The sequence below is a fragment of the Bacteroidota bacterium genome, from assembly GCA_013360915.1.
Classification (GTDB): domain Bacteria; phylum Bacteroidota; class JABWAT01; order JABWAT01; family JABWAT01; genus JABWAT01.
Map to the genome: position 1 here is coordinate 575,091 of JABWAT010000002.1, position 24,093 is coordinate 599,183.

The window sequence follows — 24,093 nt, forward strand, 5'->3', positions numbered from 1 at the left end:
AGAGAGGAGAAAAAGCGAACCTGATTTCATTCAGAAATCAGGTTCACAGAAGGGAAGTATCAGACCCGGCCCAGCCGGCTGATTTCATCAAACAGGTGCACCTGGCTGATGATGGCTTTTCGGAAATCGCCGAGATGAAGCGACTCATTTTCTGAATGGGCATTGGTGTAAGGATCTTCAATTCCAGTCAATAAAGCAGGAATGTTACCCAGGGCCTCTGAAAACGGACCTGCAAAGGGAATACTTCCACCCGAGCCGATATAAACTGCCTCACGGCCATACCCGGATTTCAGAGCTCTTCTGGCGGCATCGAAATAGGGATGAGCAATGTCGGTGCTCCAGTGATTTCCGCGTTTTTCTTCAATGAAACTGATCTTCACATTCCATGGGGCCAGTTCAGTGATCCGTTTTTTCAATGCTTCAAGAGCAAATTCCCGGCTGATATCCGGAACGGTCCGCAATCCCAGTTTGGCCCAGGCTTTCTCGAGAACCACATTTCCGGCGGAAGTCCGGCTGCCCGCTACCATTGAGTTAACCACAAGTGAGGGTTGCCGCCAGAGTTTTTCAAGAATCTCATCACCGCCTCCGAACACATCCACTCCTTCCAGCACCTGTGCATGTTCTCTGAACAGGTCGGGTGTCATCTTCAGGCTGCCGATCATGTCACGTTCGGTCTGACTGAGGGGTCTGACTTTGCTGATCAGTTCAGGGATGGCCAGAGTGCCATCTTCACTCACCAGACCTGCAATGATTTTAGAAAGGGCAATAACCGGGTCGGGAACCGGCCCACCGTAAATACCGGAATGCAGGGGATGGTCGAGTGAAGAGACTTCAACCTGCAGGGTGACCAGACCTCGCAGGCTGACAGTCATGGATGGAATGCCGGTGTCATAATTTCCAACATCGGCCAGAACCATGACATCGGCCGCCAACCGGTCCCGGTATGCTTTCAGAAAGTCCTGCAAATGAGCCGATCCGATTTCCTCCTCCCCTTCAATAATGACTTTCACATTAACCGGGAGTGATCCGGTTGTTCTCAGCCATGAAGCAATGCTGGCCAGATGAAGGACGACACCGGCCTTGTCATCGGCAATGCCACGGGCATAGATCCGGTCCCCAATCACTGTTGGTTCATATACCGGTGTTTTCCAAAGCTCTTCACGCATGGGCGGCTGAACGTCGTGGTGTGCATACAGCAAAATGGTCGGTTTGTCACTTCCTGCATGAAGCCAGTCGCCATAAATGTAGGGATGGACCCCAGGCAACCGTAAAATTTCAATGTGTTCCAGTCCAGCCTTTCCCATTTGGGAAGCAACTTCATTGGCTGACGTTTCCAAATGAACCGGATCGAATCCGGCCCAGGAACAGGAGGGAATACGGGCAAGGGTTTTAAGGTCATTCAGAAAAGAGTCAAAATGCTGGTCGGCATAGATGGCAGGTTTCATGGTTTCTCCGTTTTTTAATATAAAATAAAAAACCCCGTCCGGAGTTCCGAACGGGGTCAGATATTCACAGCTTTATCAGATCAGAACGTGTAGCGGATTCCCAGCATAAAATAAGCACGGGAGGCATTGTCACTTTCCACAAACGGATAGGAAACCGTTTTTCCGCCAACCGGGTCGAAACTGAATACCTGCATGCCTGGTTTGATGGATGAGGTATTGGGTTGCAATCCGCGGTACCGGAGCGGACGACCGGAGTTTGGATTACCTGTTTCATAGGCCAGCCGTTTAACCACGCCGAAATCATCACCAAGAAGATCCAGGACATTCAGGATGTCGAGCGTGATTTCGAATTTGTGGTTTTCCATTCCGGGGAAGGTTGGAATCGGAATTTCCTGGGCAATCCGCATATCGAGCATGGTTACCCAGGGAAGGCGACCCGAATTCCGCTTCATGATTTTTCCTTTTTGCTCTTTCACGAGCGGATCAGCATCAATAAAACCGAAAAAGGCATCATAGGTGGAGGCATCGGCTTCAACAAAGTTTGATCCTGATTTTACAGGATTGCCACTTCCATCCAACTTCACTAAAAAGATGTCATTACGGTCTTTCGGAATATACATCAGGTCATTTTCATTGAAGTTGTCGCCGTTAATGTCCCCATTGTAGGTGTAGGTATACGGCACGCCTGACCGGTTTTCACCGAAAAGTGAAATGGTGGTGGCAAAGCCAGGGAACATCGGACTGACGTCTTCCCATTTGAATTCATAGGATATGGCACCAATCACGCGATGGCGGAGCTCGAAGTCAGAAGTTGCAAGATCGATGTTATTCGGATCCACAACGCCGTTAAAACGGGCTTGGGAAACGGCCTGACTTGAAAGCACACTGTTCAGATCGGTGGAGCGGGAATAGGTGTAGGCACCCGAAAAACTAAAGTTTTGAAGAATGCCTTCGCCTGCATACATCGGTTTCTGAATTTGAGGGGTTACACTCCATTGGTAACCTTCCTTGCTGTTTTTCAGCAACATTACGTTGGTGAAGTTGTTCGAATTGACACGTGCTCTGTTTGTGAATCCTGAGTTGGTCCAGAAGTGGGGGCGTCCATCTGCCAGTTTGCCTTGAACGGCACCAATGTTCAGATCATAATAGTTGGCATCATTCAGGTTTTTTGAATAAATGAACTCAAGGGATCCGACAAAGCCCATCGGAAGCTGAACATCGGTTGCTGCATTTAACCGCATCACTTGCGGGAATACATAATCCGGATCGACAATGTTGATTTCCGATGAAGCCACCGGTGACAAGGTTACCCCGGCACGGGTGTCACCCGGTAACATCTGGTTGTCAGGGTCTGCAATAAAGTTAATTTTTGCAGAAGTGCTGGAGTATTGAATCCGGCTGATTTCGATCCCGGTGTTTGAATAATTGTTGGAAATCCAGACGAACGGGGTCCGGCCAGAGAAAATCCCGATTCCACCGCGAAGCTGTACCAGTTTATTATCCATCACGTCCCAGTTCACGCCCAGACGGGGTGACCACTGGAGGTTGCCTGAAGGCATTTCATCGGTGCGGTATCCGGGAAAATATTTTGAAACTGAATCATTCTTTGCAGGTGTATCGGGTAAAACCGGCACATCAAGACGGACACCTGCAGTCAGTTTAAGGTTGGGCATCGGGGAGTATTCATCCTGGATATAGACGCCATACCGGGCCGCTCCAAACTGGGCAGCAGGTTTGCGTTTACCTGTATTTGAATAGCTATACTCATACCGGGAAGCCTTTCCTGCATAGAAATCGGCAAAATTTTCAAATTCATAGAGACCATACAGGTTTCTTATAAACAGGTTGTCGAATTTGAAAAACTCGTTGTTGGTTCCAAAGGTCAGGATATGATCGCCAAAAAAATCACCGGCAAACCAGGTCAGGTTGTTGGTAACTTCAATCAGGTCCTGATCGAGTGTATTGGCAACAGAGAAGTTTTCCTGGCCGGCATACAGGTTCAGAGATCCCTGTTTAATCCGGATGGAAGGAAATGGGTTACCCTCAGGATCCCGTCCATCGCGGATGGCGGTGTAAGAAACGCGGAATTCGTTGGTCAGACTATTAGAAAGACGGGAATTCACCTGGAAGACTGGTGCATATTGAGTGCTGGCAAACAGGTAGTTCCGGTTTGAGAGCGAAAAATCGGTACCAGTCCGGGTCAGGTTATCGTCAAATCCATCAACATAGTTGAAGCGCAGAGTAAGGGTATGATCCTCTAACAGGTTGTAATCGAGGCGCATAAAAATTTTGTCACTGTTGGTTTTGCGGGTAAACAGTGAGTAGCTGCCCGGGTCATAGCCGTAACGGTTGCGCAAAGTGTCCGAGAAAGCTTTGATGGTGGAAGGATCCATACCAAAACTGGTGGCACCAGGGGTGGTTGAAGGTTGAATCGTTGAAGGTGTTTCCTTCCGGCTCAGTTCACCATTGACGAAAAAGAAAAGTTGGTCTTTAACAACCGGACCACCGACGCTGAATCCATATACTTTTTCATTGAATTCCGGAAAATCGGTTTTCAATGGGCCTTCTGCGACCCAATCCTGATTTCTGAAAAAATAATAGGCAGATCCCGAGTATTTGTTGCTTCCCGATTTGGTGATGGCGTTGACCAGACCACCGGTAAATCCACCCTGACGTACATCATAGGGAGCCACATTGACTTTGATTTCCTGAATGGCATCTATGGCAATCGGTTGTGTTCCGGCTTGTCCTCCGGGGGTCCCGGTTGTGGAGAGTCCGAATACGTCATTCAGAACGGCACCATCAACCTGAATGTTGTTATAGCGGTTGTTTTTACCGCCGATGCTGTTCCCGCTTACCTGAGGAGTCAGACGGGTGAAATCCTGCAATGAACGCGAAATGGTTGGCAATGCAGAGAGTTGTTCGGCCGAAACAGTTGTTGAAGCACCGGTCCTTGCAGCAGAAATGAGCGGATTCCGCTCTGCGGTAACCACAATTTCTTCGGTGCTCAGATCCTCGCTGACCAACTGAAAGTCGATCCGGAGGTTTTGTGAGAGTTCGATAAAAATGTCAGGCAGTTCCTCTGCACGATAACCGACGTAACTGACCTTAATGGAATAAGGTCCGCCGGGTTTCATATTATTCAGATTAAACCGTCCGTCATCACGGGTGGTGGTTCCATAGATGGTGTTGGTTGGGAGGTGACGGGCAACAACGGTGGCACCTATCAGGATTTCACCTGTGTTGGACGAAACCATTCCATTCATCGCTGCAGTGGTCAGTCCCTGTGCTGAAAGGTTGGCTGCAGTAAACAGCACCACCATCAGGGTCAGTGACAGACGCCGGAGAAAAGAACTCGATGCGTTGGCAACTTTCATAACTTCCTCTTGAGCTGGTTATAACGAATTCCGGTGAACCCGGGGATCCGATTTTGTGATCCGAGGCAAAATTACAAACGGTTGGTCAATTTTTACCACGCAAATCACCCGAAAAGGTGAGAATCCGATAATTTAATCTTGTGGTAAAACAAAAAGAGAGAAAGAAAAACGGCCCAGTTACCAGTTATCTGTCAGATTCCCGGCAAATGGGCCTGTAAGATGAAGGAAAATCAGTGAAGTGACTTCAGATATGTATATTCCAGAAGGGCCTTTTCATATTCCTGTAAAAGTTTGATTCCCTCGCTCGGCTTAACAATATCCTGTTTAATGGCCTGATCCACCTGTTTCTTCATGCTTCGGACCAGGTCACTCGGTACATACTGGTTCATGCTCAAAACCTCACCGATGGTGCTTCCTTCGATGGTTTCCTCAATGTACCAACCCAGATCTTCATCTGGATCGAGGAACAGGTGAACCTCGTTGACCCTTCCGAACAGGTTATGAAGATCTCCCATCACATCCTGATAGGCACCGGTCATAAAGAGTCCAAGGTAATAGGGCTCACCGTTGATGGCATGCAGCTGAAGTGTATCCTTCACGTCATGCAGGTCAATGAACTTGTTGACTTTGCCATCCGAGTCACAGGTGATATCGGCCAGAGTGGTCACCCGGTCCGGCTGTTCCTGAAGCCGGTGAATGGGAACAATGGGGAACAACTGTCCCAGCGCCCAGTAATCGGGTAACGATTGAAATACCGAAAAATTACACAAATACTGATCACTCAGGGAGGTTTTCAATTCCTGAATTTCTTCGGGTATATATTCCTGATCGGCATACATGAAAACAATCCGTGCTGCAATCTCCCAATAAAGTGTGTCAATCGAGGCCTTGTCATCCAATTCAAGATAGCCAAGATCAAAAAGGGACTGGGATTGTTCCTTATAGTACAAAAGGTCGTGGTAGCATTCCATCACATTGTTTTTGGTCAGCCGGTCACGGGTTTCCACCAACGCATCAATCAGTTTATGGACCGGACGACCTTCTCCGTTCCTCGCGTAGTAATGACGGAGCTTCTCGATTTTTCCGAACACTTCCACCACAATCATGGAGTGATGAGCAACAATGGCACGACCACTTTCACTGACGATATTCGGATGACTGACTTTTTCCTCATCGCAGACATCCTGTATGGCGTATACGATGTCATTGGCATATTCCTGCATGGAATAGTTGATGGAAGAGGAGAAAACGCTCTTTGATCCATCATAATCCACCCCGAGACCACCGCCCACATCGATGTATTCGAGGGACTGACAGCCATGTTTGATCAGTTTGGCAAAAAAACGGGCGCCTTCACGCACCGCACGTGTGATGACCTGTATATCCGGAATCTGACTGCCGATGTGAAAGTGAATGAGTTTGAGGGCATCTTCCATCTGGACTTCCCTCAGCATCTCAACTGCATCGAGAATATCGGCGGTTGACAGGCCGAACTTGGCATTGTCTCCGCTCGACGTGGCCCATTTTCCGGTACTTTTTGCCGCCAGTTTAACCCGGACCCCGATCATGGGTTTTACTTTCATTTCCCGGGCAACCTGAATGATGGTCCTGACTTCTTCCAGTTTTTCGGCCACCATGATGACTTTTTTGCCAATCCGGTTGCCGTTCAGGGCAAAACGGATAAATTGGGTATCCTTGTAACCATTACAGACAATCAGACTGTCGTAATTTTTATGCATCGACAGGGCAGCAATGAGTTCGGGTTTGCTTCCTGCCTCGACGCCGTAGTTGTAGGGCTTTCCGGCATCCAGTATTTCCTCGACCACTTCGCGCATCTGGTTGACTTTGATCGGGAATACGCCGGTGTACTTTCCTTTGTAACCCTGATCACGGATCGCTGTGGTGAATGCTTCGTTCAACGATTCCACCCGGTGTCGCAGCAAATCCTGAAAACGGATCTGGAGGGGGAAGGAAAGACCTTCTTCTTTTGCAGCCGCAATCACGTCGGTGATACGGATGGTCTGTGCAGGATCCTGTGATGGACAGGCAACCAGATAACCTTCCTCATCCACACGAAAATACCCGATTCCCCAGCCATCTATATTGTACAGCTTACGGGCACTCTCCACTGACCAGCTTTCAGTTACCGCCGACATGTCTTTCCTCAGAAAAAAAAGTAGGGTGCAAAAGTACAATAAAATTCAAAAAATTGTGTGCAGCTCTCCCTTTCATTTTTGACCTGTATGTAACTACTTGGATCTAATCTTTTACTCAGAGGTTAAAATTTCTTGATCTGGTAAAATCGGTTCCATATATTCGGACTGTTATCTCTTTTTAAATCCCGAGAAAATAAGGTAACCAAATCCCATGAAACAGCCCTCTGCTTGCCGGTGGAACCACCGGTTATTTGCATTATTCCTGTCAGCCGTTTTATATCTGCCCAATGCTGCAACGAGTCAACCGTCTGTCAGCCTCTCCATTCAGGTCGATCTGTCGGTTTACCGGCAATTGTACTTGTTCAGACCCGAAGAAGGTGATCTGATTTTTATCAGGGGCAATTTTAATAACTTTCAGCTGACTCATCCACTGACCCGGAAGATGGAAACTCAGGTTTATCAAACCGTTATTGAAGTATATCCATCCCAATTCGATACCCTCTTCTATGAATTCTATGTTTTCCGCGAAGAAAACAGGCCCCTCCGGTTTGATGGCTGGGAATCCGATTGGGTTCAGAAAAAAGTTGACCCATGCAGGTGGTTGAAAACACCCACGGGGCCGTTGCAGCTTCCCCCGGTAATTTTTGCCGATCTTACCGACTGGTCAGCCCTGACGATTCCGCAACCGGTTCCAACGGTCACTCTGTTCCAGGAAGAAACGCGGGTTCTGCCTGTTACCTTAACCAACAGCGGAACGGGTGTGCTTGAATGGGTGTCCGATCCGGTATTACAAAACACTCCGGGTACCGACCCCCGAAGTCTGCTGGCTGTTTTGCAGCCGGGAAGGACCGTTCAGGTATTCCAATTGCCTTGTTGGTGGGTTACGAATCAGAAAACTCCCGGCCAGGTCAGCACAGCCGATCTTGATTCAACGGGTGTCCTGCTGATTGATGAAAGTATCAGGGATCTCAATCCGGTTGTGATCAACCATCTGATCGGTCTGGTACAGGCCGGGACTCTGTCGATGGTCATTCTGACCGACCGCTATCCAGGTTGGATCAATCTGCTCACGGAACCTGCAGGTATTATCGCCCGGCCTTATCCGGTTGTGTATTCCGGCCAGGTAAAAGCGATCCGGCGGAATCAGATCACGGCCGAACTTGAAGATTTTTCCGTGACCAATGTTCTGACATACCTGGACTGTCTGAATTCTGCCAGACCATTGATTTCAGCAAGGGATGGCCGCAGTCTGGGGGCCATCAGTTCGGTAAATGGGGGAAGAGTGGCGGTTCTCTCCGTTCACATACCCGAACAAACGGCTTATTGCAATACAGGGTTGGCTTCCAGAATGATCAGGTGGGTGGCCAATGATTTGCCTGCATTGGCGGCCTGGGACCAGGAAAGCGGTCACGTTCTTCCAGGACAAAGTACCAACCTGACTCTCCAGTTAAAGCCGGGGAGCGGAAAGCCGGGCGATTATGATGAGGAAGTATGGATCCGGTCCAATGACCCGGTTCGTCCGCAAGTGATGATTCCCGTTTCATTTAAAGTTATCAGGAAAAAACAAGTTCCTGTTCTTGAAAAAATGGCTGTAATCGGTAGAAATATGGGTGCATACCCCAATCCGTTCAACAGTGAAACGGTTTTTTTCCTTCCATCCGATTTTGAACCGTCTTGCCGGATTTCCGTATTTGATCAGGTGGGACGGTTGATTAAAATCCTGATGGTTCAGCCAGGAGAACAGGGGCTGATAGCCAGATGGAATGGAACCAATCAGAATGGAATGCCGGTTTCAAGCGGGGTTTATCTGGCCAGACTGGAAGGAAAGGGAATTCGGCAGACTGAACGCGTGGTACTGATCAGATAAAAAAAATCCCCGGCTGCCTGAGACAACCGGGGATCAGAAAATCGTAGCGGGAAGCTTATTTAAGCAGCATCATTTTTCCGGTTACAGACTGGCTGCCGGCAGACAGGCGGTAGAAGTACGTGCCTGTTGGCCATTGACCTGCAGACCAGGACAGAGTCTGCCATCCCGAGCCAGAAACGACTTCCACCACATCAAGTCGTTTCCCCAGAAGGTTATACACTTCCAGTTTAACTTTACCTGCAGCCGGCAGATAATACCGGATGGCGGTAGAAGGATTGAACGGATTCGGATAGTTACCTGCGAGTGAAAGTCCGGCCGGAACCTCTGTCTGGTTATCAGCTACCCCAACTTCACGGGCAAAATCAAACCGGGTCCAGACAGGGAAGTGATCACTGGTTGTTGAAAGATAACTTCCGATGTAAAACGGATTTTCTACCCGCTGAGTGCTGTCCCAATGTGAGGTAAACAGCTCATTGGTAATGGTGATATGATCGAGCATGTTCAACGATTTGTACGAGGTTTGCTTCCGTTCACTCAACCATTTGGTAACCACCAGATAGCCGGTCGGATCACTTACAAAGTTGTTGTATGGTGAGTTCATGGTACCAACTGTTGATTTGGTCACATCATCGTTGTAATCACCAAGAATCATGACTGCATCGAACGGACGGCTTGAATCGATGTAGTTCTTTAACTGAATAGCATCCATCTCCCGGCGGTTTACATCATCTTCGGGCGGAGTGGAAGTGGTTGCTTTCGCATGAATGTTGATGGCAGTAATCCGTTTGGTCCTGCCATTTACCGTTGCATCGAAGGTGAACTCATAAGGGAACCGGCCATTGGCCCAATCTCCGGTGTTGAAGGAAAACTTAGTCTGAACCGAATCAATGGTCGCATCCTTGTAGATGTAAGCCGTTTTTTGCTGTTGAGAAATGGGAGCCACAAATCCACGGTAACCGACAACGCGGAGTGAATCCATCAGGGTATTCCAGGCGGTGGTATTCGAGATTTCCTGCAAAGCGTACAGGTCGGCATTCATGGTTCTGATCAGACGGGCAGCATTTTTAATCTGCGTTGAATCAACAAAACCCGACATGGCGGGTTCCCCAAACCATTTCATGTTCCAGGTTACTGCTTCGAAAGTAAGATCACGCGAAACCGATTCTCCGGGAATAACCAGTGCCTTTGCACCAATGTCTTCAACGGTTCTCGGCAGAATCTGATAGTTTCCGAAAGCCTGGGAAACCACCCCGATCATGTTGATTGCACCGGATGGGGCAGCAGCACCCACCAGGTTGGTGTTGTTGTCAATCCTCATTCCAAGATTCAGGCTCATAGAGGGATCAGAAATGGTATAGTTCGTATTGGCCTGGAAATTTCCGGTATGACTGATGGTCACATTCAGGATTTTTACCAGTTTACCTTCATGAACTTCGCCAACATCGGCCAGTGTGATGATGAAAGGTTCAGGAATTGCAGGGTTGTCCTTGAATACTTCATAGGTCGTGCCGGTTCCGCTGATCTGGAATAAACCGGTTCCAAGCTCACCATCAGTGGATGTCGTGGAAGAAGCACCTTTCTGTGCAAACTCGGTGGTCGGTCCGGTGATTTTTACCGAATCGCCAATGGCAACGGCTGAATGCAGAGTGGTTTCGAATACTCCCATACCTCCGGTCTGATCCTGAAAATACGCAGGACCGCCAAACTGGTTGGCTACGGTGATCCGGCCGGTCACGGTCACGGTGGTACCCAATGGCAGAACCCGTGCTTCCGCGATGGAAATGTAGTCTTTAACATCTCCATCATTATCAGTGATCACAACCGATCCGCTGCCCGATGTAATCACCAGATTGGAGGAAGGGTTGGTAAGGTTAATGTTCAGCACCTCGGTACCTTCATTTACCTGATCATTCAGGATGGATAAGGTTACCGACCCTTCGGTCTGTCCGGCAGGAATGGTGATGGTGGTTCCTGAAAGGGAATAATCATCGGTGGTGATTCCGGTACCGGAAACAGCCACGTCCACAGTGGCCTCGGTATTAACCGGACTGAGTGTTTTGGCTTTAACCGTTATCTGCGTGAGATCGGCCTCTGCAGCAGAGGAAGACGAGAGGACCAGAGATACATCATAGATTCCGCCGGAAGCAACCACATCATTCAGATTCCGGGGCATCAGTTGATAGAAAGAATTAAACTGTCCGAGCACACCTACCATGTCGACCGAGTCGGTGGGAATAGCTGTGTCAATCAGGGTGTTCAGCAGACCAGTGATTCTGATTTCCATTTCACCAGCCCGGTCATTGGCTTTATAGTTCGTTTCGCCGGCAAACGTACCGGAGGTGGTGAATTTGAGGTTTTTCATCAGTACAAACTGACTTTCAAATCCTTCCTTGGCAGTTGCCGATGTGACCACCTTGGGTGAATAGGTGCCTTTGACAGGGAATTTGTACGCACTGTCCACATTAATTATCTGGATCACACCAAAACGGTCAGAGGTCACGCCGCTGATGTAGATGGAATCTCCGGGGGCATAATTATCGGTTTTCCGGTCGTATAATCCGATTCCACCGGTTTCATCCTGAAAATAAATGGTGGTACCAACATTTCCTTTGTAGGCACCGGTAACGGTTCCTTTAACCAATACCTTGGTTCCAAGTGTTTTGCTTCGTGCCGAGGCAATGCTTTCAACCTGTTGTGCGTCATCGTTCAGAATGGTTACGGTTACCGATGAAATCGTACCTTTAAGGGCACCGCCCGTGATACTTTCAATGCCGATGATAACGGTTTCACTTGTTTCGAAGTCTGTTTCATCCAGGATGGCAATGAGAACAGAGTCGGTGGTCTTGCCTGTGGTCAGCGTAATGCCGGAAACGGAGGTATAATCGGTGTTTTCTGTGGCAGTACCACTGAAACTCAGGTTGATGGTCTGGTCGGTATCAACAGCCTGAGAGGCCTTGGCAATAAGATAGAACCCCCCCGCATTTTCCTGCAACTGGCTCAGCCGTGTCATCAGTTCAATGGTGATGGCATCGTTATCGGTGACCTTCAGGTTCAGTGAGATGGGGTTGCCGGCCTTAAGTCCCTCGGAAATCGAGGTCAGGGTGAGGGTAAAGGTCTCATCTCCTTCAATCTCGCTGTCTTCAAGTCCTTTGATCACGACCGTTTTTACATCATCACCTGCTTCAAACGTCAGGTCGGTGGCGGAAAGGGACAGGTCACTGGTGGAAGCTGTACCAGTCAGACTCAGGGTAGCTGTTTGAGTATCAGCCACCGGGAAACTGGTGGTAATGGTGACCACAATGGAATCAGATCCATCTTCCAACAGGGAAGTCTGATTGGCGGCAAGAGTAATGACAGGTTTTGCTCCGCCGATGTCATCGCCATCAATCAGAATATCATCCACTCCAATCCACTCATCATTACCTGCTGCATTGGTGGTCATAATCCGCAATTCAACCATAGATTGGTCGTTACAGGCTTCTGGCAGAGTGACGGAAACCGGGGTTTCTTTGGTCAGGCTGGGTCCTGAGGAGGCATCTGCAACATAAGCTGCAGCGATATTGACAAAATTTCCGGTTCCGCCAACCCGGTAATGAAGGGCAACCTTCTGGTCCGCATTATCGGCAGAAGCATCTATGTCTCTCAGTAAATAAGAGACCTGAATATTTTCCTTTCCGGTCGTATTGAGATAGAATACCAGGTAGGGTGCATCGGCGGTACCCGATCCGGACAGGCCCACAACGGGATTGGTAATCTGAAACTCCGTTGCACCGCCAGTCGTGTAGGTGTTGGGATCGGTCTGATCCACATTCACATCCACCACAGGGGTTGTTTCTGCCGTCAGAATGGTTTGCGGGTCCACACCGGTTGCACTGGTCAGGTTATCACCCCGGTAACCCATGATTCCCGGAACGCCGCTCCAGTCATCAGCAGCCGACAAAAGGGAGGTATTACTCCAGTTTTGTGAGAAAGGAAGGGCCTGGTAGGTGTTGTTTTGGACTTTTTTTATGGTCTGGGTCATTCCCGCTGCCGGAATCAGGGCAGACAGGAGAACAAGAACGAATCGCATATATCTCCCGGTTATTTTAACGGGCAAAGATAGTCCCGGCTGGTTTAACAGGAAACCTGCGGGTCGTTAAATGTTCATTATCACTTTTTTGCATGTCTGTGCGATGGTGCTGATCTTAGGTCCATGATCTCCCGCGATAAAAAAGCCGAATTGTTACTGCTTCTTATCACCATTATCTGGGGCAGCACGTTTGTTATTACCAAATCCTCCCTGGATCATGCCTCTCCGCTGGTTTTTCTCGGTATCCGGTTTTCCCTGGCAGCACTGGTCTTCGGGTTGATCTTTCACCGGCAGATTTTCAGCAGTCCGTTCAGGCTCTCCGGTTCCTCATGGGTGGTCATTCTGACTTTGCTGGCCGGTTTTGCCTTTCAGACTACCGGTCTGAAGTATACTACGGCCAGCCACAGCGGATTTATTACCGGTTTGCTGGTCATTCTGACGCCGCTTTTTCAAGTATTTATCGAAAAGAAGGCGCCGGGAAAGGGAGTCTGGACCGGCGTGGTTCTGGTGACAATCGGTCTGTATCTGATGATCAGTCCCGATCGGTTGCTCGATGGCGACCGGATGTTCGGGAATGTACTGACCTTTATTTGTGCCATTTCATTCGCCCTTTACATTGTCTATCTGGACATTGCCACCCGGAAGGATAACATCTGGCAGCTGACCTTTATGCAGTTTGCAGTGACAGCAGCCGGATCCCTGCTTCTGGCACCGATGTTTGAAGCACCGACCGTGGTTATGAATCAGGAGCTGATTGTGTCGGTGGTTTATCTGGCCATTCTGGCGACCATTGTGACAACCTTCATTCAGACCCGCTACCAGAAGGATACCACTCCTGCCAAAGCGGCTGTGATTTTTACCATGGAACCGGTATTCTCGGCAATTCTGGCATTCATGGTGCTGGATGAACGCATCGGTTTGGCCGGAATCTTTGGTGGCATAGTTATTGTTATCGGATTATTGATATCGGAATTGTGGAAAGAAAGAAAAAAATAAAACATGGCCTTCGATTTTTTTAACAAAGCAAACGGACCGGATGGAAAACCCAAAGGCACGTCAGATCCCCGTCGTGACCAGAATCCGGATCAGAACGGGAATAAACCCAAGTTCGGACTTTGGGGTTTTCTGATCATCCTTGTTGTTGCCCTGACCATTCAATCGCTTTTTGTGGGCGGCGCACGTAAGGAAGTACCCTACCACGTCTTCAGACAATTGGTCACCGACGGGAAGATTAAAAGCGTCGCCATTGGTCAGACCTACCTCGATGTCAGCTATCGTCCTGAAGCCGTTCCACCTCAGACTTCTTCACCCGGTCTCTTTCAGGGTGGAGATGACAAATCCCGGTTCAGGGTTGTGGCCATTGATGACAAGGAATTGATCCCCTTTCTGATTGCGAATAATGTTGAATATTGGGGAATCATTGAATCAAACTGGTTTACCGATCTGCTGAGTATGTTGCTGCCTTTCGCCATCCTGGTCGGTATCTGGATCTTTCTGTTCCGTCGCATCTCTCCGGGCAGCCAGGTTCTGAATATTGGTAAAAACAAGGCGGTCATGTATTCTGAAGATGACCATAAACTGACTTTCAAGGATGTGGCCGGTCTCGATGAAGCCAAGGAAGAAGTACGCGAAATAGTTGAGTTTCTGAAAGATCCGGGCAAATTCACCCGTCTGGGCGGAAAGCTCCCAAAAGGCGTTCTGCTGGTCGGACCTCCGGGCACCGGTAAAACCCTTATCGCAAAAGCCATGGCGGGTGAGGCGGGCGTTCCGTTTTTTTCTCTGAGTGGTTCCGATTTCGTTGAAATGTTCGTCGGTGTGGGTGCAGCGCGTGTGCGTGACCTGTTTAAACAGGCCAAAGAAAAAGCTCCTTGTATCATTTTCATTGATGAACTGGATGCCATTGGCCGTTCACGTGGACGTGGTGCCATGATGGGTGCCAATGATGAACGTGAAAACACCCTCAATCAACTGCTGGTCGAAATGGATGGCTTCTCCACTGAAAAGGGAGTGATTATGGTGGGTGCCACCAACCGTCCCGATGTTCTCGATCCGGCTTTGCTTCGTCCGGGCCGGTTTGACCGCCAGGTGTTGATTGATAAACCCGACCTGATTGGTCGCATTGCCATATTCAGAGTCCATACCAAAAACCTCACGTTAGGTGAAAACGTTGATCTTAGGTCCCTTGCTGCCAATACGCCAGGATTCGCTGGTGCCGATATCGCAAATATCTGTAACGAGGCAGCACTTCTTGCAGCAAGAAATGGCCGTGATACCATTGAAATGACCGATTTCCACATGGCCATCGAACGATCCATCGCCGGACTGGAAAAGAAGAATAAACTGATCAATCCGAAGGAGAAGAAGGTCATTGCCTATCATGAATCGGGTCATGCCATCATTGGCTGGTTCCTCGAATCGACCGACCCGGTCCAGAAAGTTTCTATTGTGCCGCGTGGATTTGGTGCACTGGGCTACACACTTCAGACACCTCTGGAGGACCGTTATCTGATGACGCGTTCAGAAATCATTGAAAGAATGTGTGCCTTACTGGGTGGACGCGTGGCCGAAGAAATCACTTTCGCAGAAATTTCGACCGGCGCTCAGAATGATCTGGAACGGGTAACAGATATGGCCTATTCGATGGTCACCATTTATGGAATGTCAGAGAAAATCGGATACATGTCCTTTGCTGACTCAAAAAGCCAGAACTTCATTGCCGGTATTGGCTATGAACGGAAATATGGTGATCAGGTGGCCCATGAAATTGACATGGAAGTCAGAAAAATCATTCATGATTGTCATATCCGGGTTAGAAATCTTCTGATCGAAAAAAGAGACCTTCTGGAAGCCATGGCCTCTAAGTTACTTGAAAAAGAAATTCTGGATAAAGCCGATCTGATTGAAATGCTCGGTCCGAAGGCAGGAATGGCAGAAGACGAAGCCGATATTGCCAAGCGTCAGGATGAGGCCATGGCAGGTATGGATTCACACGGTGAACCGGTAGCACCACCGGTCTCTCAGGAACCAACCGAAGAACCTCACCAATAAGCACTTTCTTTTCAATGAATAAAGAATCCATTCAATTTTACATTCCTATCAACCTGATGGATGCCCTTATTGAGGCATCCGAAGAGGTCGAAAGTGAGGTGGCCTGCCAGCGTCAGCCTGGTGAATGGACCCTTTTGCAGGATGGGAATGTGATTGGCTGGATTCTCTTTTCGCCTGATGCATCCTTCATGTCAATCGACATACAGCCGGTGCATGCAGGATTTGCAAGAACCACCAGAGAGTGGTTTCTGGCAGTAAGCGATCTGATGAGCCAGTCGGTGGGCAGTGATCAATGTAAAACCGGACGGTGTCTGGAGTGAAGCCGGGTTCCTGGAAAGTACTCTCGTCGGCAGTTCATGCCGATTGCCGCATTTTTACGGTTCACCGCTCCAGACGGAAAAGCACCCTCAGCGGCATCGAACATGACTTCTATACCATTGAAGGCTATGATTGGGTAAATGTGATCCCGGTGACCAGTGATGGTCATCTGGTCCTCGTCCGTCAGTTCCGGCACGGAGTCGGAGAGTTCACTCTGGAGCTTCCCGGTGGTGCCATTCACCCTGGTGAAGATCCGGTTGCCGGCGGACTCAGGGAACTGGAAGAAGAAACAGGCTACCGCTCAGGTTCAGCTCGTCTTCTCGGAAAATCCTTTCCGAATCCGGCCATTCAATCCAATACCTGCTACTACCTCCTTGCAGAAGATTGCTTACCCTCTGGTCAGGTTAATCCAGACCCGGCCGAGGAAATTGAAATCGTTCTGATGCCCATACATGAAATCAGGGAACGATTGCTCGCAGGTGAGTTCAGCCATGCGCTGGTAATGAACGGACTTTTTCTCTGGCTAAACCAAACAACATCCGGAAACCATGGAACACAAATCGGTTAAACCTGAGTGGTTGAAAATCACACCACCGGGTGGTGAGCGCTATCAGTTAATCAAGGGGCTGGTTACCGGCAACAACCTGTCGACGGTTTGCCAGGAAGCCAGATGCCCCAACATGTCAGAATGCTGGGGTGGCGGAACGGCCACCTTTATGATTCTGGGTAAAACCTGTACCCGGGGCTGCCGATTTTGCCATGTAAACACGGCAAAGAACGGTGAGCCGGTCGATTTGCAGGAACCCGCAAAAATTGCTGAGTCAGCTCACATCATGGGTCTGGACTATGTGGTACTGACCATGGTGGATCGGGATGATCTGCCGGATGGTGGTGCTGGTCAGGTGGCCGCGACCATTCGCGCGATCAGGGAAAAAGACCCCAACACCCTGATTGAAATGCTGGCGGGGGACTTTATGGGAAACCTGGACCAGGTGAAAGTGGTGGCAGACTCTAATCCCGACGTATATGCTCACAACATTGAAACCGTTCGTCGGTTATCTCCCACCGTTCGTGATGGCCGCTGCGATTATGATCAGTCCCTCAGTATTCTTCAATGGGTTAAAAACAACTATCCCCACCAGTACACCAAATCCTCACTGATGGTTGGGCTGGGCGAAACCCGCGACGAAATGATTGAATCCATGAAGGATTTGCGCAAACATCAGGTGGATATTCTGACCATTGGCCAATATTTACGGCCGACAACCTGGCACCTCGAGGTGAAAGAATACATCCATCCTGACCAGTTCCGGGACTATGAAACCATTGGAAAGGAACTGGGTTTTCTGTACGTGGCCAGCGGTCCTTTGGTACGAACTTCTTACCGGGCAGGAGAATTGTTCATGAAAGGAATGATTCAGGATCGGCGGATGCAGACCCATGTGTCCGTATCCCACCGCTAATTGGAAAAAGCCGCGGGTCGGATTAATTTCACAAACAGATTTTTAAGCCCGGACAGTTCAAATATCTGCACGGGTGCTGGTTTAACACCAATCGGAGACTCTCAGCATGCCCCAACCGCCCTTACTTCCTGTGGTTCAGTTTCTCGATGAGAAAGGAGTTCCGCTCAAGGGCAAATCCTTGCCAACTGTTCCTGATCAGGATCTGATTCTGTTGCTGAAAACCATGATCCGTGTAAGAGTGATCGATGCCCGCATGTTTAAAATGCAACGTCAGGGCCGGATCGCCTTCTACATGTCCACCTATGGCGAAGAGGCCACCCACATCGGGGCCACCTATGCCTTGAAACCGCAGGACTGGATTTTTCCGCAATACCGTGAACAGGGCGCGGCTTTCTTACGCGGATTCCCGCTTCAGTTGTTCGTTAATCAGATTTTCGGCAATGCCGGTGACATTCAGAAGGGCCGCCAGATGCCCATGCACTGGGGAAGCCGCGATCATAATCTGGTAACCATTTCTTCCACATTGGGAACCCAGATTCCGCAAAGTGTCGGAACGGCCTATGCCATGAAGCTGAAAAAACAGGATGCCGTTACCCTGGCATTTTTTGGGGAAGGCACCACCAGTGAGGGTGATTTTCATGCCGCCTGTAATTTCGCCGGTGTGTACAAAACCCCATCCGTATTATTCTGCAGAAACAACGGATGGGCCATTTCAACGCCTTTTAACCGCCAAACCGCTGCTGAATCCATTGCAGTTAAATCCTTCGCCTATGGAATTGAAGGGGTGCGGGTCGATGGCAATGATATTTTTGCCGTGATTGAAGTAACCCGTCAGGCTCGTGAACGGGCTGTTTCGGGAGGCGGAGCCACCCTGATTGAAGCCCTGACTTACCGCCTCAGTTCGCACTCCACCTCCGACGATCCCTCCGCTTACCGCAGTGAGGACCGGGATGATGGGCCGTGGAAAGACCGGGAACCCCTCGTGCGCCTGCGTCACTACATGATGAAAGCAGGTCTGTGGACTTCCGACGAGGAAAAAGCATGGGAACAGGAATGCGAAAAAGAACTGATTGAATGTATCAAACAGGCAGAATCCATTGGAAAACCCGATGCCGACATCATGTTTGATGACATCTACGATGAAATCCCCTGGCATCTGCAGGAACAGAAAGAAATGATGCAGTCTTTCCTTAAAATGGAAGGAAAACGCTGATATGCCGGTAATGAATATTATAGAAGCGATCAATAACGCTTTGCATCTGGCCTTTGAGCGGGACTCTGATGTGGTGGCTTTCGGTGAAGATGCCGGTGCTTATGGCGGTGTTTTCCGTGCCACGAAAGGTCTTCAGGAACGATTCGGTGCCGACCGTTGCTTCGATACACCCATCTGTGAACAGGGAATCGCTGGCTTTGCTCTCGGCCTTTCTATCTATGGTATCAAACCCGTCGCTGAAATACAGTTTGCCGATTACATGTATCCGGCCTTCGATCAGATTGTCAATGAAATCGCCAAATCCAGATACCGGTCCGGTGGCATGTACCCATGTCCGCTGGTTATCCGCACACCATATGGAGGCGGGATCAACGGGGGTCATTATCACAGCCAGTCACCGGAAGCATTCTATTCCCATGCCCCCGGCCTGAAAATCGTGGTTCCTTCCGATCCTTACGAAGCAAAGGGGTTGCTGCTGGCATCCATTCAGGACCAGAATCCGGTCATTTTCTTCGAACCAAAAAAAATCTACCGGTCTGCAAAAGGGGAAGTTCCAGCCGACTATTATGAAATTCCCCTTGGGAAAGCCCGAGTGGCCAGAGAAGGTACCGATGTAACGGTGATCGGCTGGGGTGCCATTCACCATATTAACATGGAAGCTGCAAAACTGGCCGAGAAAGAAGGAATTTCGGTTGAGGTGATCGATCTCAGAACCATTCTTCCCTGGGATGCCACAACGGTCGATGCCTCCGTTCAGAAAACCGGCCGGTGTGTTGTTGTTCATGAAGCTCCCAGAACCAGCGGTTTCGGGGCCGAATTGTCTGCCAGTATTCACGAACGGAATATGACACGGCTTCAGGCACCGGTTCAGCGGTTAACCGGGTGGGATACGCACTATCCCTTTTCCTTCGACTACGAATACTATCCTAACCCCAAACGGGTCTTGTGGGCCATCCGTCAGACCCTGGAATTTTAAGGAGTCACCATGTCAGTCTTTCAATTTCTGCTTCCCGATATTGGTGAAGGCACGGCTGAAGGAGAAATCGTCAAATGGCATGTGAAAGAGGGCGATTCCGTCATTGAAGATCAACCCATGGTTGAAGTCATGACCGATAAAGCCACCGTGCTGATTTCATCACCCAAAGTGGGAAAAATACTGAAATTGTATGGTCGTGAGGGGGATGTCATGCCGGTTCATCAACCTATGGTCGATATCGCTCTGGATGGTGAGACGGTGTTCCCATCCACTCCGATTGAATCAGGTTCAAAAACGGAACCGGACCCGGTCATCCCCGAAAAACCTGTGCAGCCTTCCGGTTCAGGAGATGTACTGGCCACACCGGGTACCCGTAAACTGGCCCGTTCTTTGGGAGTCAATCTGTCCCTGCTGTCTGGATCCGGTAAGAATGGCCGTATCACCGATGAGGATGTCAAGGCTGCCTCTGGTGGTGTTGCCTCCAAACCGGCTAAACCCGCTTTACCCACTGTTGAACCGGTTGCCGATGAAGAAATCCCGTTTACCGGTATCCGCAGGAAAATTGCAGACCGGATGGTGCAGTCCAAATTCACAGCTCCTCATTTCACCTACATGGACGAAGTGGATGTAACCGATCTGGTCGCCATCCGGAACCGGCTTAAATCAGAGGCAGAACAGGAAGGCATTAAGCTGACCTACATGGCTTTTATTCTGAAAGCGCTTGGCCTTGCACTGGCCAAACACCCGATTCTTAACTCTACCTTGGATACGTCGAAGAATGTGATCCGGTTGAAAAAGTCGATTAACATCGGGATTGGCATGGATACCCCAACCGGATTGATAGTTCCTGTCATCCGGGATGTTAAAAACCTTTCTATATATAATATAGCATCGGTCCTTCAGGACCTGGCGGCCCGGACGAAAAAAGGTCAGGTCCGTCCGGATGAGTTAAAGGAGGGTTCATTTACCATTTCAAATGTGGGTGCCATAGGCGGTCTGATGGCAACACCGGTGATTAATTTCCCCGAAGTGGCCATTATGGCCCCCGGAAAAATCCAGCAGCGCCCCGTTGTGGTTGATGGAGAACTGAAGGTCCGCTGGATGATGTATCATTCCTGGAGTTGTGACCACCGGATTGTGGATGGGGCCGATGCCGTTCGTTGTGGCAATACATTTGCTGAAATCTTATCGCGCCCAGAATTGTTACTGATTCATCTTCGATAAACGTAAACCGGAAAAACCGGTAATCATGGAGTATATAAATGGCTGAATTGAATGTGGATTGTCTGGTTATTGGTGCAGGTCCCGGTGGCTATGTGGCCGGAATACGCCTGGGCCAGCTTGGTGTGAAAACGCTGGTCGTTGAAAAAGACAAAGCCCTGGGTGGTGTCTGTCTGAATTGGGGATGTATCCCCTCCAAATCACTGATCCAGATGGCCAAGACCTATGAAAAGACCGTTTCCGGAAACGAAAAAATGGGAATTAAAGCGTCTGGGGTTTCCATCGACTGGGGCAAAACTCAGGAATGGAAAAACGGAATCATTGATTCCCTCACAAGCGGAATTGCCGGATTGCTGAAAGGGAATGGTGTGGAGCATCGGTTTGGGACAGCCACTCTTACCTCAGCCACCACGGCCGATCTGGTTGAAAAATCCGGAGAGAAACATACCATCCGTTTTAAAAATTGTATCATTGCCACCGGATCCTCCCCGATTCAGATTCCCGGATTTACTTTCGATCACAAACGGATCGTCGATTCAACCGATCTGCTTGAACTGAAGGAAATACCGGAATCCCTGATTCTGATTGGTGGTGGGGTGATTGGTCTGGAACTGGGAACCGTATATGCCAAACTCGGCACAAAACTGACGGTCGTTGAAATGATGGATCAGGTGCTGCCTGGAACGTCAAAAGATGTGGCTCAGCTGATTGAACGTAAACTGAAGCGGAACAAAGCCGACATTTATACATCAGCCAAAGCAAAATCCTGGAAGGAAACATCGCAGGGAGCAGAACTGACTTTTGAAGTGGGTGGAAAAGATCAGACCGTTACTGCACAGATGATTGCGGTTGCAGTGGGTCGCCGTCCCAATTCAAAGGGCTTCGGTGCCGAAACCATCGGGGTGAAAACCAATGACCGGGGTTTCATAGAAGTTAATGACAAACTGCAGACCTCGGTGCCAACCATTTACGCCATTGGCGATGTCGTTGGAAATCCGATGCTCGCCCACAAAGCCTCTAAGGAAGGTGAAATTGCAGCCGAAAACATTGCCGGACACAAATTCTCTACTGAAGATACCCATGTTATCCCGGGCGTGATTTTCACCGACCCTGAAATCGGCCTGGCCGGAATGACTGAAGATGAAGCAGCCAAAAAGGGAAGAGAAGTGAAAGTTGGAAAGTTCCCCTACGCCGCTCTCGGACGTGCGAAATCAACGGGAGATATAGAAGGGTTCGCAAAAATTGTCGCTGATGCCAAAACTGAGCGAATTCTAGGTGTCGAAATTGTTGGTACCAATGCCAGTGACATGATCTCAGAGGCAGCGCTTGCCATCGAAATGGGCGCCACTCTCGACGACATCCACCTGACCGTTCACCCGCACCCCACACTGGGAGAAATCATGATGGAAGCCGGGAAGGCTGCCAAAGGTGAAGCGGTTCATATCCTGAATCCGAAGAAGTAAAGAAAAAGGCCACCCTGAGTGGCCTTTTTCTTTTGATGATAGTTGAACCATGATGCTTTTGTCGGATAACTTTCCGTCTGACAATTACGAAATCATGGATGCTGGTACTTTACTTTTTCTTTTTACCTGCTTCTCCGAGAATATCAAAATATTTCAGGAACATGGACATCCCGCCGGAGGCTTGTTGCCAGTCATAGTTTTCATTCGGAGCGTGATAGCCATGTTCGGGCAGAGACAGTCCAAGGAAATTAATCGGTACTTTCAGATGCTTTTGCATGGTAACCACCGCTCCGATCGAGCCACCCTCCCGTGTAAATGCAGGGGTGGTACCGAAGGCATGTTCAATGGCTTTGACGGCTGCTTCAGCATAGAATCCCTCAAAATCACCCAGATATGGAACAAGCCCGCCTTCCGGAATCACCTTGACTTCATCATTCAGTTCCTTAACGGCCTTTTTCAGTAATCGGGTAATTTTATCTGGGGTCTGATCCGGAACCAACCGGGTTGAAATCTTGGCTTCCACCCGCGGTGGAATCGCCGTTTTTACACCCGGGCCGGTATATCCGCCCACAATCCCATGGACTTCGAAAGTGGGAAGTGCCCAGATCCGGGTGGTGATCATGCCCGGATTCGGATATCTCAATGATTTGAGGCCATGTGCTTTTTTAAACTTTTCAGGATCGAATCCTGATTCAATGAAATTGACAATTTCCCGTTTTTTGGGTTTTCTCACATCGTCATAAAAGCCGGGTATGTGCACATCACCGGTATGGGCATCGTGCAGCTGACTCAGCAACAAAGCCATCTCCGCAATCGGATTCCGGGCTGCGCCACCGCACAATCCGGAATGGCAATCTTTCTCCCCGGTTTCGAGAATCAACCGGTAAGTCTGCAGGCCGCGCAAACCGTAGGGAACAGATGGCTTCTGACGGTTCAGCCAGATGGTATCAGAAACAAGGACCGAATCGGTGACGAGGTCCTTTTTCTTTTTCAGCAGAAATTCCTCGAAACTGGGTGACCCGATCTCTTCTTCCAGTTCCCAGATAAACTTAAGATTGACTGGAATCCGGCTTTCGATGGCGTATCTGGCTGCATAAAGTGCTGTCAGAGCCGGGCCTTTGTCATCTGTGGACCCGCGCCCTGTAAAGGTGTCACCATCCACAGAAAGAACAAACGGATCGGTTTTCCATTCAGGTTCATTACCTGGTTGTACATCTATATGATTATAGATGGTGATGGTAGGCCAATCCGGGTGAAAGGGTCCCGATGCAGTCACAACCGGATTTCCGCTGGTTTCTGTGACGTCGGCTTTCAGTCCAAAACTGGTCAGAAGATCAGCGGCAAAGACGGCCGCCGCCCGGATATCCTTTTTATGTTCCGGAAGCATGGAAACCGAAGGGATTTCCACAAATCGTTTCAGATGACTGATAAAACCTTGCTTTGACTGATCAATATATTCCTTCCTGCTGATCATGAC

Annotated in this window: 15 protein-coding genes; 10 read left to right on the forward strand and 5 right to left on the reverse strand. The window is 49.3% G+C overall.

Features of this window, described 5'->3' with window-relative positions:
* Positions 1-59: 59 nt before the first annotated feature.
* The 3 genes from HUU10_06225 to speA form a co-directional block, all read right to left on the reverse strand.
* Positions 60-1,445 carry a M20/M25/M40 family metallo-hydrolase gene (locus HUU10_06225; protein NUQ81189.1) on the reverse strand — a complete coding sequence of 462 codons (1,386 nt, stop codon included), beginning with the start codon at positions 1,443-1,445 and terminating at the stop codon, positions 60-62.
* Between the two features lie 80 nt (positions 1,446-1,525).
* The gene (locus HUU10_06230) at positions 1,526-4,822 is read right to left on the reverse strand and encodes a TonB-dependent receptor (GenBank protein ID NUQ81190.1); all 3,297 of its coding nucleotides are present in this window, start codon (positions 4,820-4,822) and stop codon (positions 1,526-1,528) included.
* A gap of 230 nt (positions 4,823-5,052) precedes the next feature.
* Positions 5,053-6,978, reverse strand: coding sequence for a biosynthetic arginine decarboxylase (gene speA, locus HUU10_06235; GenBank protein NUQ81191.1), 1,926 nt, complete (start codon positions 6,976-6,978; stop codon positions 5,053-5,055).
* 211 nt (positions 6,979-7,189) lie between these two features.
* Here speA and HUU10_06240 point away from each other — a divergent pair, with 211 nt between their 5' ends.
* Complete coding sequence (locus HUU10_06240) at positions 7,190-8,845, forward strand: T9SS type A sorting domain-containing protein (protein ID NUQ81192.1); 1,656 nt, start codon at positions 7,190-7,192, stop codon at positions 8,843-8,845.
* Positions 8,846-8,900: 55 nt separating this feature from the next.
* Here the strand turns inward: HUU10_06240 and HUU10_06245 are convergent, their stop codons facing one another.
* Positions 8,901-12,914 carry a T9SS type A sorting domain-containing protein gene (locus tag HUU10_06245; protein NUQ81193.1) on the reverse strand — a complete coding sequence of 1,338 codons (4,014 nt, stop codon included), beginning with the start codon at positions 12,912-12,914 and terminating at the stop codon, positions 8,901-8,903.
* Positions 12,915-13,037: 123 nt separating this feature from the next.
* On the opposite strand from HUU10_06245, the gene HUU10_06250 reads away from it, so the two are divergent.
* The 9 genes from HUU10_06250 (at position 13,038) to lpdA (ending at position 22,616) form a co-directional block, all read left to right on the forward strand.
* On the forward strand, positions 13,038-13,910 hold the full coding sequence (locus tag HUU10_06250; protein ID NUQ81194.1) for a DMT family transporter: 873 nt from the start codon (positions 13,038-13,040) through the stop codon (positions 13,908-13,910).
* Positions 13,911-13,913: 3 nt separating this feature from the next.
* Positions 13,914-15,962, forward strand: coding sequence for an ATP-dependent metallopeptidase FtsH/Yme1/Tma family protein (locus HUU10_06255; protein ID NUQ81195.1), 2,049 nt, complete (start codon positions 13,914-13,916; stop codon positions 15,960-15,962).
* 14 nt (positions 15,963-15,976) lie between these two features.
* On the forward strand, positions 15,977-16,282 hold the full coding sequence (locus HUU10_06260; protein NUQ81196.1) for a hypothetical protein: 306 nt from the start codon (positions 15,977-15,979) through the stop codon (positions 16,280-16,282).
* The gene (locus HUU10_06265; protein ID NUQ81197.1) at positions 16,279-16,848 is read left to right on the forward strand and encodes an NUDIX hydrolase; all 570 of its coding nucleotides are present in this window, start codon (positions 16,279-16,281) and stop codon (positions 16,846-16,848) included. The genes HUU10_06260 and HUU10_06265 overlap by 4 nt, the downstream gene beginning before the upstream one ends.
* On the forward strand, positions 16,829-17,743 hold the full coding sequence (gene lipA, locus HUU10_06270) for a lipoyl synthase (protein ID NUQ81198.1): 915 nt from the start codon (positions 16,829-16,831) through the stop codon (positions 17,741-17,743). The genes HUU10_06265 and lipA overlap by 20 nt, the downstream gene beginning before the upstream one ends.
* A 106-nt stretch (positions 17,744-17,849) precedes the next feature.
* Complete coding sequence (locus HUU10_06275; GenBank protein ID NUQ81199.1) at positions 17,850-18,956, forward strand: thiamine pyrophosphate-dependent dehydrogenase E1 component subunit alpha; 1,107 nt, start codon at positions 17,850-17,852, stop codon at positions 18,954-18,956.
* Between the two features lies 1 nt (position 18,957).
* A complete protein-coding gene (locus tag HUU10_06280) occupies positions 18,958-19,932 on the forward strand; it encodes an alpha-ketoacid dehydrogenase subunit beta (protein ID NUQ81200.1) in 975 nt (324 codons plus the stop codon).
* Between the two features lie 9 nt (positions 19,933-19,941).
* A complete protein-coding gene (locus HUU10_06285; GenBank protein NUQ81201.1) occupies positions 19,942-21,156 on the forward strand; it encodes a 2-oxo acid dehydrogenase subunit E2 in 1,215 nt (404 codons plus the stop codon).
* A 38-nt stretch (positions 21,157-21,194) separates the two neighbouring features.
* On the forward strand, positions 21,195-22,616 hold the full coding sequence (lpdA, locus tag HUU10_06290; GenBank protein ID NUQ81202.1) for a dihydrolipoyl dehydrogenase: 1,422 nt from the start codon (positions 21,195-21,197) through the stop codon (positions 22,614-22,616).
* 109 nt (positions 22,617-22,725) lie between these two features.
* On the opposite strand, the gene HUU10_06295 is transcribed toward lpdA, so the two are convergent.
* Positions 22,726-24,090, reverse strand: coding sequence for a M20/M25/M40 family metallo-hydrolase (locus HUU10_06295; protein ID NUQ81203.1), 1,365 nt, complete (start codon positions 24,088-24,090; stop codon positions 22,726-22,728).
* Positions 24,091-24,093 lie beyond the last annotated feature (3 nt).

Excerpts from the sequence above, each read along its gene's own strand:
- HUU10_06225 (NUQ81189.1), bottom strand. The coding sequence starts at position 1,445 with ATGAAACCTGCCATCTATGCCGACCAGCATTTTGACTCTTTTCTGAAT.
- HUU10_06230 (NUQ81190.1), bottom strand. The coding sequence starts at position 4,822 with ATGAAAGTTGCCAACGCATCGAGTTCTTTTCTCCGGCGTCTGTCACTG.
- speA (NUQ81191.1), bottom strand. The coding sequence starts at position 6,978 with ATGTCGGCGGTAACTGAAAGCTGGTCAGTGGAGAGTGCCCGTAAGCTG.
- HUU10_06240 (NUQ81192.1), top strand. The coding sequence starts at position 7,190 with ATGAAACAGCCCTCTGCTTGCCGGTGGAACCACCGGTTATTTGCATTA.
- HUU10_06245 (NUQ81193.1), bottom strand. The coding sequence starts at position 12,914 with ATGCGATTCGTTCTTGTTCTCCTGTCTGCCCTGATTCCGGCAGCGGGA.
- HUU10_06250 (NUQ81194.1), top strand. The coding sequence starts at position 13,038 with ATGATCTCCCGCGATAAAAAAGCCGAATTGTTACTGCTTCTTATCACC.
- HUU10_06255 (NUQ81195.1), top strand. The coding sequence starts at position 13,914 with ATGGCCTTCGATTTTTTTAACAAAGCAAACGGACCGGATGGAAAACCC.
- HUU10_06260 (NUQ81196.1), top strand. The coding sequence starts at position 15,977 with ATGAATAAAGAATCCATTCAATTTTACATTCCTATCAACCTGATGGAT.
- lipA (NUQ81198.1), top strand. The coding sequence starts at position 16,829 with ATGGAACACAAATCGGTTAAACCTGAGTGGTTGAAAATCACACCACCG.
- HUU10_06275 (NUQ81199.1), top strand. The coding sequence starts at position 17,850 with ATGCCCCAACCGCCCTTACTTCCTGTGGTTCAGTTTCTCGATGAGAAA.
- HUU10_06280 (NUQ81200.1), top strand. The coding sequence starts at position 18,958 with ATGCCGGTAATGAATATTATAGAAGCGATCAATAACGCTTTGCATCTG.
- HUU10_06285 (NUQ81201.1), top strand. The coding sequence starts at position 19,942 with ATGTCAGTCTTTCAATTTCTGCTTCCCGATATTGGTGAAGGCACGGCT.
- lpdA (NUQ81202.1), top strand. The coding sequence starts at position 21,195 with ATGGCTGAATTGAATGTGGATTGTCTGGTTATTGGTGCAGGTCCCGGT.
- HUU10_06295 (NUQ81203.1), bottom strand. The coding sequence starts at position 24,090 with ATGATCAGCAGGAAGGAATATATTGATCAGTCAAAGCAAGGTTTTATC.